Source organism: Acinetobacter haemolyticus CIP 64.3 = MTCC 9819, assembly GCF_000369065.1.
GTDB classification, from domain to species: Bacteria; Pseudomonadota; Gammaproteobacteria; order Pseudomonadales; family Moraxellaceae; genus Acinetobacter; species Acinetobacter haemolyticus.
Genome location: NZ_KB849799.1, coordinates 373,326 through 388,295, shown reverse-complemented (window position 1 = coordinate 388,295; position 14,970 = coordinate 373,326). Strand labels below are relative to the sequence as shown.

At 38.5% G+C, this 14,970-nt stretch carries 14 protein-coding genes; 6 read left to right on the top strand and 8 right to left on the bottom strand.

Features of this window, described 5'->3' with window-relative positions:
- Positions 1-45: 45 nt before the first annotated feature.
- From F927_RS01880 to F927_RS01855, 5 genes are all read right to left on the bottom strand, one after another.
- Positions 46-612, bottom strand: coding sequence for a TetR/AcrR family transcriptional regulator (locus F927_RS01880; RefSeq protein ID WP_005080969.1), 567 nt, complete (start codon positions 610-612; stop codon positions 46-48).
- A 237-nt stretch (positions 613-849) separates the two neighbouring features.
- Positions 850-1,940, bottom strand: a protein-coding gene (locus F927_RS17020; protein WP_107010211.1) for an IS4-like element ISAba33 family transposase whose coding sequence is annotated in 2 segments (ribosomal slippage) — positions 850-1,400 and positions 1,400-1,940 — 1,092 coding nt in all. Because the reading frame shifts where the segments join, the coding sequence is not laid out codon by codon here.
- A gap of 234 nt (positions 1,941-2,174) precedes the next feature.
- Positions 2,175-2,675 carry a hypothetical protein gene (locus tag F927_RS01865; RefSeq protein WP_005080967.1) on the bottom strand — a complete coding sequence of 167 codons (501 nt, stop codon included), beginning with the start codon at positions 2,673-2,675 and terminating at the stop codon, positions 2,175-2,177.
- A gap of 24 nt (positions 2,676-2,699) precedes the next feature.
- Positions 2,700-3,731, bottom strand: a complete 1,032-nt coding sequence (locus F927_RS01860) for a linear amide C-N hydrolase (protein ID WP_026057305.1) — start codon at positions 3,729-3,731, stop codon at positions 2,700-2,702.
- Between the two features lie 255 nt (positions 3,732-3,986).
- On the bottom strand, positions 3,987-5,150 hold the full coding sequence (locus F927_RS01855) for a cupin domain-containing protein (RefSeq protein WP_005080964.1): 1,164 nt from the start codon (positions 5,148-5,150) through the stop codon (positions 3,987-3,989).
- A 192-nt stretch (positions 5,151-5,342) separates the two neighbouring features.
- Here F927_RS01855 and dnaX point away from each other — a divergent pair, with 192 nt between their 5' ends.
- Complete coding sequence (dnaX, locus tag F927_RS01850) at positions 5,343-7,241, top strand: DNA polymerase III subunit gamma/tau (protein ID WP_005080963.1); 1,899 nt, start codon at positions 5,343-5,345, stop codon at positions 7,239-7,241.
- A gap of 41 nt (positions 7,242-7,282) precedes the next feature.
- On the opposite strand, the gene F927_RS01845 is transcribed toward dnaX, so the two are convergent.
- From F927_RS01845 to F927_RS01835, 3 genes are all read right to left on the bottom strand, one after another.
- Positions 7,283-7,726 carry an acyl-CoA thioesterase gene (locus tag F927_RS01845; RefSeq protein ID WP_005080962.1) on the bottom strand — a complete coding sequence of 148 codons (444 nt, stop codon included), beginning with the start codon at positions 7,724-7,726 and terminating at the stop codon, positions 7,283-7,285.
- Positions 7,723-8,883, bottom strand: a complete 1,161-nt coding sequence (locus F927_RS01840; protein WP_005080960.1) for an iron-containing alcohol dehydrogenase — start codon at positions 8,881-8,883, stop codon at positions 7,723-7,725. The genes F927_RS01845 and F927_RS01840 overlap by 4 nt, the downstream gene beginning before the upstream one ends.
- Before the next feature lie 565 nt (positions 8,884-9,448).
- On the bottom strand, positions 9,449-10,036 hold the full coding sequence (locus F927_RS01835) for a cytochrome b (RefSeq protein WP_004638885.1): 588 nt from the start codon (positions 10,034-10,036) through the stop codon (positions 9,449-9,451).
- A gap of 180 nt (positions 10,037-10,216) precedes the next feature.
- Between F927_RS01835 and F927_RS01830 the strand changes: the two genes are divergently transcribed.
- The 5 genes from F927_RS01830 to murB all read left to right on the top strand — a co-directional run bounded on the left by F927_RS01830 (position 10,217) and on the right by murB (position 14,965).
- Positions 10,217-10,600 carry a transposase gene (locus F927_RS01830; protein WP_001055585.1) on the top strand — a complete coding sequence of 128 codons (384 nt, stop codon included), beginning with the start codon at positions 10,217-10,219 and terminating at the stop codon, positions 10,598-10,600.
- Positions 10,597-10,932 (top strand): IS66 family insertion sequence element accessory protein TnpB, encoded by a 336-nt coding sequence (gene tnpB / locus F927_RS01825; RefSeq protein ID WP_000618091.1) that lies wholly within the window; start codon positions 10,597-10,599, stop codon positions 10,930-10,932. The genes F927_RS01830 and tnpB overlap by 4 nt, the downstream gene beginning before the upstream one ends.
- A gap of 74 nt (positions 10,933-11,006) precedes the next feature.
- Positions 11,007-12,590 (top strand): IS66-like element ISAba25 family transposase, encoded by a 1,584-nt coding sequence (locus F927_RS01820; RefSeq protein WP_005080957.1) that lies wholly within the window; start codon positions 11,007-11,009, stop codon positions 12,588-12,590.
- A gap of 822 nt (positions 12,591-13,412) precedes the next feature.
- The gene (locus F927_RS01815) at positions 13,413-13,919 is read left to right on the top strand and encodes a low molecular weight protein-tyrosine-phosphatase (RefSeq protein ID WP_004638887.1); all 507 of its coding nucleotides are present in this window, start codon (positions 13,413-13,415) and stop codon (positions 13,917-13,919) included.
- Positions 13,919-14,965 (top strand): UDP-N-acetylmuramate dehydrogenase, encoded by a 1,047-nt coding sequence (gene murB / locus F927_RS01810; RefSeq protein ID WP_257787231.1) that lies wholly within the window; start codon positions 13,919-13,921, stop codon positions 14,963-14,965. Before F927_RS01815 ends, murB begins: the two co-directional genes overlap by 1 nt.
- Positions 14,966-14,970: the final 5 nt, after the last annotated feature.

Below are 14,970 nucleotides of genomic sequence, written 5' to 3'. Positions count from 1 at the left end.
TATTTTTTATAAGCTATCCCTCTATGACTAAAGGGATAGAGCTGTTTATGTTAGTGCTTGCTCAAAACTGATTAATTGATTTACACGTTTCCAATACTCATTAATATCGACTGAGCTTTTGTTGACATGTGCCTGTATTGTCATACCATCAAGTATGCTTACAATGAGTGTTGCCAGATGGATTGGATTTTGAATCCCAAGATTCGCAAGCAAGTTTTCAATGAGTGCCGTCAACCAAATTTTATATTGTGTTGCTGGTTCCAAAGTCGAAGGGTAGATTTTAATAACTTCATCGAGTGCTTTTTGGAACATGCAGCCGTTAAAATCGTCACTATTGAACCATGCTGAATACCATTCAAAAATTGCTCTAAGCTGTCCCAAATGATCTGTTGGGTCACACTCTGCTAGTGTTAAATTTAACGAGGCTTGTAAATTTTGATTGCGTTGGATCAGACATTCTTGAATTAATTTTTCCTTGGAAGGGAAATATTTGTAAAATGTCATTTTTGCGACATTAGACTCGCTTATGATCCGATCAACCCCAACCGAATTGTAACTATGCGAGTTAAACAGTCGTAACGCTGTGGTAATAATATCTTCTTTTTTTGACATATAACGCCTCGAGTTTGCTCGTCATCAAGAGCATCTTTTTGCATTTCATCATGCAATTTTGGCGAATAGTCTACACTGTATCAAATAAATATCATAGCGAAAAATAACAATATTTATTTGATTGATTTTAAATTTTACAACGAAATAGACCAGTTAAAAATAACAGCATGAATTTATAATATTAATATCGAAACTGTATATATGAGTTAATAAGAAAATCTCTGTACACGACAAATTTCATAGGATCCTTGTCCTATCAGGCTTTTTCTTTCTTAAAATTGCTAGCACTTTCTTAAATTCTTCTTTTTTTCCAAAACCAATCAAACGTAGAATAGCCATTTGAACATAGTCCAAACCGTAGCGAAATAAACTTACTGAAAGTCGTCCATGCTTCTTTATTTTTATCGCTTTTTTCCGATCATGTTGCCATTCACCTGTTAAATAGCACCAACAGAAACCGATAGCTAGCACTGCTATCAATTTCTTGACTCGTCTAGGGTCTGTTAAACGAGTATTTTCAAGATTGAATCCACGTCCTTTGAGACAACTAAATAACGTTTCGATTTCCCAGCGTAATGCATAATCACGAATAGCAGAAGCATTAAACATAGGAGAAACAACAAGTAAAAGCTCTCCATCTTCTAATCGTAGCGCACTAATATACAGTTTCACTCGACCAACCCAAATACGTCGTTTACGACATTCAGTTTGACCAACTTGAAGATGACGAAATAAATCACTAATTTTATGATTCTTGGCTAAGTGATTGGTCACAATAAAGTTTTTTTAACACGTATACAGAAGTTAATGTCATTTTCAATTAACCATGTAAACCATTTCTCACCGATAAATTCTCTGTCTGCAAACACATTCACAATACGATCTTTACCAAAAATGGAGATAAAGCGTTGAATCAAAGCAATACGCTCTTTTGTATCTGAATTTCCACGTTTATTGAGCAATGTCCAAACAATAGGTATCGCTATTCCACGATAGACGATGGCTAACATCAAGATATTAATATCTCGTTTTCCCCATTTCCAATTAGTTCTATCCAAAGTTAATTGGACTTTATCGAATGAAAATATATTGAAAATTAACTGAGAAATTTGACGATAATCGAAATACTGATCTGCAAAGAAGCGTTGTATACGTCGATAAAATGATTGTGGTAAGCACTTGATGGGTAAGGCTTTAGATGCAGAAGAAAGATTACATGTCTGTTTTACAATTAATGCAAGCATAATCAGTGTAAAACATTTTGCATGTGACTTGTTCCACTTTAGATATTTGTTTAAGATGAGATGTAACTCATTGAAATGTGTCATCATATTCGTCGTCAGAAAACAAGTATTATGCCATTATTTCAATGAGTTATCTTTTTTTGTCGTGTACAAAGTAAGAAAATATAAAAAAATAAATTGTGGTTAACTTTAGTTAATATAGATAGTGAGTAAATAACTAAGCATATAAATTTAAATAATAATCATTTGCATTTTTTGAAATTAAAGATCAACTGTAGCAATACAATTGATCTCTAATTATGTGTAAACAAGGAGGGATTAGCGGGTGAGTTCAGTTATGAGTTGTGCAAAGTTATGGTAAAGCATAGATTGTTGTGTTGGGGTATAAACTGAACGTTTAATTACGCCTTTGTTGGTATCTATAGCGAGATCCACATTTTTGGCATTTCTCAACTCATACAAAAATGAACTCGGAATAACGAAAGTGTTGGATGAGCGCTTTGGAATCAAACGGTTTATATATTTTTGCTGGGTCGGTCCTATAGGTGCATAGGTAAATGTTTTGCCATCGATGGTAAAAATAATGTTACCGATATCATAATAGTCATAACTACTAGTCAGTGCGACATCAAGCTTAAGTTGTTGTTTGTTTTGCTTGTCCCATTCAACAACCACACTCGGACAAAGTTCATTCGCCTTACAGGTTAAAGAACCTGCTGTTGCTATAAGATCATTGCTGTTACTACTTGTTGATGTTACTGGTGTGACACAACCAGCAAGTGTGAACGAAAGACCAATTAAGACAATGATTTTTTTCATATCTGAATTCTCTTGGGTGAATTTTTAACGTGAATGGTGTAGCTGAGGACCAAGAAACTCAAATGGCTTGGCAATTTTAAATTGATTCGTGGCATCACCAGCAAAGGTATTCTGTTGATCTTTGCCAAGATCAAGTTTACGCGTTATTCCATCTTTAAAATTAATTTTCTTTAAATCTATCCAAAAAACATTTGGTGAAACAGCAGATTCAAAGAAATATAATTGCTGTTTATGATCTGCTACAGTTCTCCAGCGTGTTGAAGAGATATTCGGTTCTTCTGCTGTATTTAAACCATAGGGTACAGATGCATTACGAATAACACTAAATACAGAGGCGATTGCATCTTTTGGATTATCATTTTTAGGAATTGCATTGATATAGAATGATGCGCGTGCAAATCGATCCGCAGCACGATTTGTACCAGGTAACATAACGGTTCCACCTATTTGCTGCCAATAGGTATTCAATGCAAGTTGCTGGTCAAAGGTTGGTGAATTGGTCATCACTTGATATTTTTTATTATGATGGATGACTTGCTTACCCCCAATATATTCAACAATCGCACTATCACCAGTTTTATCTGAAATCGACAAGTGTAATGTTGTTAGGCGTTGCTCACCAGGAACGTTGTCTGTAATTAAATCAAATGGTTCTTTCTCTAAGGTTTTAACTGCTTCAGCTACTGTTGAGAAATTATCAAGTAAGTATTGTGCCCAAGCGGAGATACTTAATTGTGGTTTGTTCGATTTTTTAGTGTCAGGATATTGAGATTCTACTAACCAAAGCACATTTGCCACTAAGCCTGCTTCATTCATTCCATCTGTTGTCGAAATATCATAGCCAGTTGCGATCACACTACCGTATTTGGATTTCCATTTCAGTGATTTTGGTCCAGCATTGCTATCGCGTTCGATACCACTTGGCATAATCCAAAGGTTTGTTCCGACATCAACCTTCCAATCCATTGAGCGGGCAGTAATAATATGATCATTATTGCCTAAATACACCGCTCTAGTGCAAGCGTGAACCGTCTGAAGAAAGAGGGAGGATGCAATAAATGAACAAACTAAGGTTTTTTAAGCATGGTGATGACTCCGTTGTAATCAAAAAATAATTAGCTTTAATGTATGTTTAATATTATTAATAAACAGTTTATAAATTTTTTATTGTTATTCAAATATTAATATGTAATTTTTATACCAATAATTGGATTACAACTTTCGAGTATAGTTAATGACCTGTAATAAAACGACATAGTTGATGTGTTTCATATACTTCCATAAATTTACTCGAAAGTCGTTGCTAAAAAGTTAATTTGGAGGCAAAAGCATCACGATTGCACTATTGAGCAATTGAGCTATATCTTCTAAAACTTCATGTTGATTGAATTTCTCATTAAATTCTAAGCTTTCACCATCCGCGATTTTCTTTAATTCATTTTCGAAATTTTTGGATACACATACATTTTCACTGTTTGCCCAGAAATCTAAACTGTCTCCTAGTTCTCTGTAGAGTAGTCTTGATGCTGGTTCTAAAATTAACTGATAACCAGTCCCAATGACCTCCAGTAAATCTTCTATTGTAATTTCTTCAGGTTCAGGAATGCTATTTGGGTAATTTGATTCACTCATATAAGACATGATTGCCGCCTCAAACTCAGGGGCTTGAGTAAGGTAATCTAACAATTGCGCTTTTAAATAGGCAAGTTCAGTACTGTTGATCTTACCGATTGGAGCAGTGTGTTGACGTGCAATGTCGATGAGTGGTTTTTTAAGTGTTTCATTTTCAGCAAACTTATCACTGACCTGATCGATCATTTCTGAAAGGTTTGGCATACGGAAGCCAAAAGAAAATGTTAAACAGTCATCTTCTGCAACACCATAATGTGCAAGTCCCGGTGGAACGTAAAGTAAATCGCCAGGTGCAAGCACTTCGTCAAATTCAACATGCATTTCCGTGAGAAGTTTTAGTGGCTGATCGGGAATAAGCGTAGTTGATTCGTCACATTTTTGGCCCAACTGCCAACGGCGATGACCATAACCTTGTACTAAGAAAACATCATAAAAGTCAAAATGTTTACCAACAGATCCTCCTTTAGGTGCATAAGACACCATAATGTCATCACGTCGCCACTGTGGAATAAAAGGAAATTTTTTCCATAATTCTGCGATATCAAAAGAGTAGTGGTCTACTGCTTGTACCAAGAGCGTCCAAAGATTCGGTAGTTTTTGGAAGTCACCTTTGGTTAGTGGCGATGATTTGACATGCCATTCATTTGGATTTTTATTTTTTTGACGGATTAAGCGAGCGGTAACATCTTCCTCTAATGCGAGTTCCTGAACATCTGCTGGTTCTAATAGACCAATGATCTCAGGCATCGCATTGCGTACAAGTAAAGGTTTCTTTTGCCAATATTCGGCAAGAAATTGTTCTGCAGTAATACCGCCTAAAACCGTCAAAGATTGTTGAGACATAAGGAGAAAACCAAAACGTATAAATTTGAGGTGTATTGTCTATGCAGTTGAGGATTGGTGCAAGCATTGTCGCGATGTAATCATTGTGGAAATAAAAATGATGGAATGTATTTAATCTTGATCAATTAGCAGCGTATTCGTTCACAGTCTTTCAAAAAAACAGTATGCTTAAGATGCAAAAAGGGAGCATACATGTATCAAGTACTGGCAAGAAAATACCGTCCTCGTAATTTCAATGAGTTAGTGGGGCAAAATCATGTTTCTCGTGCGTTAACCAGCGCTTTGGAGCGTGGACGTTTACACCATGCTTACTTATTTACAGGAACGCGTGGGGTTGGTAAAACCACGATTGCACGTATCTTAGCCAAGTGTTTGAATTGTGAAACTGGTGTAACTTCAACACCATGTGAAGTATGCGCTACTTGTAAAGCGGTGAATGAAGGTCGTTTTATTGATTTGATCGAAATTGATGCAGCATCACGGACTAAAGTCGAAGATACCCGTGAACTGCTTGATAATATTCCTTATGCACCGACACAAGGTCGATTCAAAGTTTACTTGATCGATGAAGTGCATATGCTTTCTACGCATTCTTTTAATGCTTTACTTAAAACATTGGAAGAACCTCCTGAGCATGTAAAATTTCTATTTGCAACGACTGATCCGCAAAAGCTTCCAATTACTGTGGTTTCACGTTGTTTGCAATTTACGTTGCGCCCTCTGGCTGTAGATGAAATTACTGAACATTTAACAGCGATCTTGGCTAAAGAGCATATTGATGCGGATCAAGATGCGATTTGGCAAATTGCGGAGTCTGCACAAGGTTCTTTGCGTGATGCATTATCTTTGACTGACCAAGCAATTGCCTATGGTCAAGGCGCAGTGCATCATCAAGATGTCAAAGATATGTTGGGCTTGATTGATCGTACGATTATTTATGATTTGATTTTAGCTATTCATCAAAATCAGCAGGCACAAGTGAGTCAATTGCTGATGCAATTTAGACAACAAGCATTAGATGTTTCATTGGTTCTCGATCAGTTGGTTTCAACATTGCATGAATTGGCCATGTTGCAGTATTTGCCTGATCTTGCCCTAAAATACAGCGAAGAAATTAATCAGAAAATCTTACATCTTGCTCGTTTAGTTTCAGCACAAGATTTACAACTTTATTATCAAATCGCATGTAAAGGTCGTGCAGATTTGCAGTTGGCGGTCACACAAGAACAAGGTTTTGAAATGTGTGTTTTGCGGATGCTTGCATTTAGACCATTGAGCATAGGTGAAGTCACCGTCAGTGATCAGTCAACTGTAATTATTGAAACATCATCACTGCAATTCACCCAAAGTTCAGGTGTTGAACAGCAGCTTGCAGTAGATGCTAAAGTAGTTAATGTTGAACCTGAACCTGAACCTGAACCTGAACCTGAACCTGAACCTGAACCTGAACCTGAACCTGAACCTGAACCTGAACAGAAAAATGCTGATCTAATGGTTTTTGATGCTGAGAATGGCCAGCTTATCGGATTGGATACATCAGTTGATCAGCAACATTTTCAGTTAGATATTACTAAGTCAGAAGATGTTTTAGTTTTTTCAGTTGAGTCAAATACCCAAGTTCAATTGAGTGAGCAAATCGTTGAGCGGGCACAGGATGATCATTTCGATTTAATGCCTCAGGACATTCTCAAGCTGCCTATGCAGATTTTGGAAGGAGAGTGGGATTTGGCGAAATGGGAATATTGGTTTAGAACCAGTCAATTGTCACCAGCAGTACAAGAGCTCGCACAGCATGGCGTGATGCATGGGCAAATTAATGGTGCTTCTATTTTTCATATTCCACAGCAATACGAGGGAATGTTGTCTCAATTGCAACATGGTTTAGAGGAAGCATTGAAAGCACAATGGCCGAAGACCCAATTCAGTGTAGAGTATGGTGATGTAAGCTCAAATACTCCTTTGATTTTGCAAAACTCACGTAAGGAAAAAGCATTTAATCGTGCAGTTGAGTTGTTGCATCAAGAGCCAACGATTAAAAGTTTAGTAGATACATTTGATGCTGAGTTGCAAAATATTCAGTTGAAACCTTAGCTTATGAAACCAAGGTAAAGCTTTTCACATTACCTTGGTTGTTATTTTTCTATCAGTAGATATTGATTAAGTACCTCGCGCATATTTTGAGGAATTGCTGTACTTTTACGATTTTCTCGATCGACAAATACATGAACAAAATGCCCTTGAGCGGCAGCTTGTATTTGATGCTGTTTAAAAATTGCTAATTCATAACGTAAGGAAGAGTTGCCAATTTTTCCAATCGCAACACCGACTTCAATGATTTCTGGAAAAGACAATTCTTGGAGGAAACTACATGCTGAGTCTACGACTAATCCAATAATTTCGCTGTTGTGAATGTCAAACCCTGTTTTCTGAATGAGGAGTGAGTTTGCGGCAGTATCAAAGTAACTATAATAGGTCACATTATTGACGTGACCATAAATATCGTTATCTGCCCAACGTGTTTGAATGTTAAAAAAGAATTTAAATTGTTCACGTGTTCTTAAAGTTGGTTTAGTCATGCATAAATGGCCTGATAAATTTGTAAAGCATCTTGCTCAGTCATCTCTCTAGGATTATTTTGCAATAATCGAGTTTGTAACATCGCATCTTTTGCAAGTTGTGCTAATTGTGATTCTGCAATATTCAAGTCTTTTAGTTTTAGTGTCAAACCACTGTGGTCTAAATGATTTTGCATATGATCAATGAACAAATCGCATAGGCCATCAATACAGCCTGTGCTTCGAGGATCTAATAGTTGCATTAATTCAGCATAATATTGTTTCGCTTTTGGAGCGTTGAATTTTAGAACTTCAACAAGAACCAGTGCATTAGTATGACCGTGTGAAAGATGAAAATGTCCACCCAATGGATAGGCTAAGGCATGCACTGCACCTACGGGTGCATTAGCAAATGCTTGACCAGCCAGCATTGAACCTACCAGCATATTTTGACGTGCCTCTAGATCTGATCCATTCTTAAGTACTTTGGCTAAATTATTGTTGAGTAACAATAATGCATTTTTAGCTAGCATATCCGCATAGAAATTCTTTTTAAGCTGTGATGTGTAGGCTTCTATCGCATGTACCATTGCATCTATTCCTGTTGCGGCAGTGATATGTGCTGGTAATGCTTGGGTAAATGTTGCATCTAAAATTGCCACATCTGCATAAAGAATAGGAGAGACAACGCCCATTTTGGTCGTTGCTCCCGTAGTGACCATTGAAATAGGGGTAACTTCTGAGCCTGTGCCGGCTGTAGTTGGAACAAGGATTAAAGCCAAACGAGGTGCTTTTGCCTGATTTACGCCATAAATCTCAGTGAGATGTTGCTGCTGCTGCGGGTGTGCAAGTAGTGCAATTAATTTAGCGACATCCATGGAGCTGCCACCTCCAAAACCGATCACAACATCAATCTGCTCCTGTTTGGCGAACTCAACTGCTTCTAATACAAGGTGTTCTGGAGGGTCGGCTTGTATATCTGAATAAAGAATATAGTCCAAGCCAATTTGATCTAAAATTTTTAAGATGGGTAGGTGAAGCTGATGCTGAATCATTCCCTGATCAGTAACTAAGAGCGCTTTATGATAATTCTGTGATTGCAGAATACTGCCAAGTTCATTGATAGAGCCCAAGCCTGAAATAATGTTGGAAACGGTCTGAAATTGAAATGAGTTCATACTTGTGTCCTTTCTGCTTGGAAAATCTAATTGTTTTCATTCTGCCACGTGTATTTAGGAATGTCAGTATTTCTCTATACGTATCCGACATAGTCTAAAAACATCGTTAAATTGTTAATAAAACTCTACAAATGCAAAATTTTAATTTGAGATTGCTATAAGTTTCAGAACACAAATAAATTAACATTAGATGCTGTTTTGAGTGTGTAACTCTGAAGAAATTATGCCATCTAAAACGCCCAATTAGGGTGTTAGACGGTTAGATGTGTGTAAAGGATTTTGTTGCAGAAATATACCAAAGCTGAGCTGTGCTCAAACCATACGTGAAAAATCCTTTGCGGATAATATATCGCCCAATAATTTAATATGATATAGCTTGGTTTGCCTTTGAGTGTACTCATTGTTGCGCTCTAGGGTTGAAAACAATTTTTTTATATTTATCAGTATCTTATGATAATAAGACCAATTGGTATACGATATATTGTAGACATAGGCTTATTCATATAAGAATTATATTGTTGAATAAGCCTTTAGAAATAGGTTTGTGTAACAAAGTCTTTGTAAACTATTTACTACTTGTCATTTTAATCAATGTCCGGTCTTTTTTAACGTAATGATGGTATAAGGCGGCACCTGCATGACCTGCAATTAATATCCAAACTAGCCATTTACCCAAAATTTCCTTGTGAATAAAATCAATAGGTTTTTCAAATGCTTCAAAACTTATTCCTAGGCCATTATGTATCCAGTTTTGGAAGATATAGGTATCTTCAAATTTTGGAATATTAAAAAGGAAGAAGTACTCTGTATCTACGCCTGTACCTAGATATCCAGTAAGCGGTGTAATGATCATAATGGAATACAAGGCAAAGTGACCTGCGTGGGCCGCTAAATGGGATAGTTTACTTGCGGGCTCTAGTTTAGGTTGTTGATTTTTAAGACGCCATATAATCCTGAGTATGATGATCACACCAATACTGATGCCTACCGATAGATGTAACTGTAGTGCAGTAAAGTTTTCAGGTGTCCCTCTTTCTGTAAACCAATGTCTGTAATAAACAGAGCAATATGCTGCTAGAAATAACAGTGCTGTTCCCCAGTGAAACCATTTAGCAATGGTTCCATAGTCTGTGGATGTATTATGTAACGGCATGAGTGATTCTCCGAAGGTTAAATAACTTAAGCTGGCTGAAAAGGAATTATTTGTGTTTAGAGTTTTTACAAACTCCAAATCACCAAATAAATGAGTAAGCATCCGGCTAACACAGCCTTACCAAGCGATCCTATAAGCCTTAATTTAGTTCCCACCTAAAAACAAGTGGGGACTTAATCCATGAACATGGATATATATTCAGCAACACCTCCTGTTGCTAAAAAACGCCGAAAATACAGCAAAGAATTCAAACTCAGTATTGTCAATGCCTGCAAAAATCCTAATACCTCGATCGCTTCGGTCGCACTGCAACATAGTATTAATGCCAACCTTGTCAGTCGTTGGATCAGGATCTTCAGCCATCATGAGGGTGCCGTGCAGGATCCTACTCATGTGAATCCAGCATTTATTGCTTTGCCTTACACTGCTGCAATCAGCCAACCTATTGATGAGAGGATCACGTTGTGTATCACCGTGCCTCATACGAATAATGATATTCAGCTAAAATGGCAGACATCAGAAATACCTGCCTTGGCAGAATTACTCAAGGCACTTGCAACATGATCCGCATTGATGAAATCTGGTTGTCTACTCAGCCCATGGACATGCGTGCAGGTATGGATACGACCATGGCTCAGGTGGTGAGAGCCTTTGGCTACATCAAACCGCATTGTGCTTACCTGTTCTGTAATAAACGTGGCCATCGCATGAAAGTGCTGGTACATGATGGATTGGGCATCTGGCTGTGTGCCCGGCGGCTGGAACAGGGCAAATTTCACTGGGCTCAAGTTCACCAAGGTGAAACCGTGGCCCTCAGCCCGGAACAGTTACAGGCACTGATCCAAGGTTTGCCCTGGCAGCGCATTGGACGACAGCAGGTGGTGACGATGCTTTAAACCAGGCTCGACCATTCTGCTATTCTCCAAACGTTCTATTTCATTCTTCTCATGACCTCAGGCATACTGCGGTCATGAATACGCTGCCTGACTTAAGCCAACTGACCCATGAACAACTGCTGGAATTCACCAGGCAGTTGGCGCTGCAGCATCAGTCTCTAGCACAATCAAACCAACAATTGGATGCCAAAGTTCAACATCTTTCTATTCTCAATCAAAAATACGAGCATGAACTGGCGCTGTTTAAAAAGCACAAATTCGCCCAAAAGAATGAACACTTAACGGCAAAACAAATCCATCTGTGGGATGAAGCGGTTGAAGAAGATATTGCCGCGGTTGATCTAGAACTGGAACGGCTAAATGCAGATAAAACCAATGCAGCGACACAGAAAGCCAAAACCAATAAACCTAAACGTCGACCACTGCCAGATCATCTACACACCATCCGTATTGAGCATGAACCTGCATCAACCCAATGTGCTTGTGGCTGCCAACTCCGTCGTATCGGCGAAGATGTCAGTGAAAAACTGCATTTCAGACCGGCACAGTTCTATAAGGAACAGCATGTGCGTGGTAAATGGGTCTGTGATCAGTGTGACACTCTAACTCAGCAAGCGATGCCCGCCTATGTGATTGATAAAGGCATTGCTTCACCTGAATTGCTCAGCCATGTGCTGGTATCGAAGTATGCCGATCATTTGCCGCTGTACCGTCAACGTCTGATCTATCAGCGGGCTGGCATTGATCTTTCCAGATCCACTTTATCTGACTGGATAGGTCGCTGCGGTGTAGAACTGGAACCTCTGGCCAATGCCTTAAAAGAGGTGGTGCTGCAACAGCGGGTGCTGCATGCAGATGAAACACCGGTCACCATCATGCGGATGGGTGAGAATAATAAAAAACCGAAGAAAGGTTATGTCTGGGCCTATGCCACCACACAGTATAATCCAGTTCAGGCGGTGATCTATGACTTTCAGGATAGTCGTTCAGGCCAGCATGCTGAAGAGTTCTTGAAAGGCTGGCAGGGCTATCTAGTCTGTGATGATTACAGTGGTTATAAAGCACGTTTTAAATCAGGCCAGGTGATTGAGGTGGGGTGCATGGCCCATGCACGTCGTAAATTCCATGAACTGCATGTAACTGGGAAAAGTCAGGTTGCTGAACAGGCCTTAGTGCTGATTCAGAAACTGTATGCGATAGAAGCAGAACTCAGGAAAAAGACCGATGGTACAGCGGAAGACCGCCGCGAATACCGACAACAGCATAGTCAACCAGTGATGCAACAACTATATGAATGGCTCAACCAACATCATCTGACAGTGCCATCGAGTTCTCCCACCGCCAAGGCTATCAATTACACTCTGAAGCGTTGGCCAGCCTTAAGCCGCTATCTGGATGATGGCAATCTACCGATATGCAACAATTGGGTAGAGAATCAGATGCGTCCCTGGGCGTTGGGACGCAAGAACTGGCTGTTTGCAGGTTCGCTGCGCAGTGGTCAGCGAGCGGCAAACATCATGACTTTAATCCAGTCAGCAAAGCTGAATGGCTTGGATCCGTATGCCTATTTAAGTGATGTGCTGAAAAGGTTACCGACACACAAAGTGACCCAAATTGAAGAATTGCTGCCGCACTGCTGGAAACCTAAATCGAATTAAAAAATAGGTATGGGATTCAGCGGACGCTTACATAAATGACTGATATAATTTAATTTTTAGTGGTTGATTGGAGAGAGTGGGAATATATTCATAGCTCATTCGATATTTCGCATTCATAAATAAATCATCCTTCTGGTTCTGATAAGAATTAGGTCTAAGAACAAGACTGCTAATGAGATAGATAGGATAGATATATGAGCAACTATTTATATTATTCATATGCTTACATTGGATAATTTTGGTTCGTATGAAACTATACGAAATTAATTATTAAGATAGTATTAAAACATTTATTATTTTTATTATATATTTATCTAAAATTGGGTTAGTGGTTAGTGGTTAGTGGTTAGTGGTTAGTGGTTAGTGGTTAGTGGTTAGTGGTTAGTGGTTAGTGGTTAGTGGTTAGTGGTTAGTGGTTGAAGTTCTAGCCTCTATATCTGTTTGGAACCAAACCCAAGCGAGTTCATCGGTACTCTACAAGCTGATTAGCTGCAATTAGAATTAGACTATCAAGACAGTTAAGATGTCAGCTTGATATTCAAAAGTTAGTCAAATAAATGTAATTGTCGAGCGCGGCTCCAAGCTATGCGCTCGTAGTTTGCACACTTCATTTATTTCCAAAAAGTAAACATCTAAGAAGAATAATCATTACTAATAAACATTATTTCCTTTCAAATCAATGCAAGTTTTGACAAAATACCTGATGTCAGAATGGTCAACTCATGCATAATGACATTTAATAGTTTTGCGTTTATTTTGCAGGAATTTTGCATGTCATATAACTATCTATTCAAAATACAAGTTGTTGGAGTGTTTTTTTAAATGAAAACGCCCTATAAGGTGTTGTGTGTCTGTTTAGGAAATATTTGCCGCTCACCAACAGCAGAAGTTGTTTTTAGACATCATTGTGATGCGCATGGCCTGAATGTAATCGTCGATTCGGCAGGTACCAGCAATTATCACCCGAATAAAGCTCCAGATCGCCGTAGTCAGCAACATGCAAGTCAACGAGGCTATGATCTTTCTGCATTGAGGGCGAGACAAATGATCTTGACAGATTTTATTGAGTTTGACTTGATTCTTGCCATGGATCATGAAAATTACCATGATATTCAATCGCTCATGTCTGAAGCTATCACTGAGTTCGGTGCGCATAAAATTCGTGCCAAAATTGCTTTAATGAGTGAACATGATCCTCGATATTCCCAGCAGGCTGTTCCAGATCCCTACTATGGTGGAGCTGATGGTTTTGAGCGTGTACTTGATCAGTGTGAATCAAGTAGTCAAGCTTGGGTAAATATTCTAAAAGAACAAATGAGCGTTGCGTAATTAAGGTTAAATGTCATATGCAAGTAAAACAACAGGTTCAACTTCAACATTTAAATACCTTAAATCTTGATGTAGTCGCTTCTCATTATGTTCAGCTTAATCAATCCAGTGAAATCGTTGATGCTTTGGCATTTGCTAAACAAGAAAACTTGAATGTTCTCATTTTGTCTGGTGGTAGCAATTTGCTTTTGCCACAACATATTCATGCTTTGGTGATCCATCTCAATATTCAGGGTATCAACGTGCTGAGTGAAGATGATCAAACTATTGCGGTAAAAGTTGGCGCGGGTCAGGTTTGGCATGATTTCGTATTATATTGCACCAAGCAAAACTGGTTTGGTCTACAAAACCTTGCGTTAATTCCAGGTTTGGTAGGTGCTTCACCAGTGCAAAATATAGGTGCTTATGGTGTGGAGGTGGGTGAGTTTATCGAATCCGTGCAAGTCTATGATCGCCAACTGAAGCAATTTGACACCATTGCTGCTCGTGACTGCCATTTTTCTTATCGCCACAGTATTTTTAAAGATCATCCGCAGCGTTATATCATTGTGAGTGTTACCTTTAGATTGTTAAAGCATGAAAATCTAAAGTTAAGTTATGGTGATCTAAAACAGGCAGTAGCTGATGACTTAACTGCTGAAAATTTGCAGAATCAAGTGATTCAGATACGCCAAAGTAAGTTACCAGATCCAAAAGAATATCCAAATGTCGGTAGTTTTTTTAAGAATCCTATCTTAACAGAAATTGAATTTGACAAAATTACTCAACAATTCCCAAACATTCCACATTATCCTCAAGGCAACGGCAGTGTTAAAGTTGCAGCAGGTTGGTTGATTGACCAAGCAGGCTGGAAAGGAAAACAGCTTGGTCCAGTGGGTATGTTCCATAAACAGGCGTTAGTCTTGGTGAATTACTCAAATGCCACCTTAGTTGATGTTCAGCGTACATACAAAGCGGTACAGCATGATGTAAAACTGAAATTTGGTATTCAGCTTGAACCTGAGCCTGTGTTGTACAGTGATCAAGGTTTAATTCAATCACATTAGAGTTG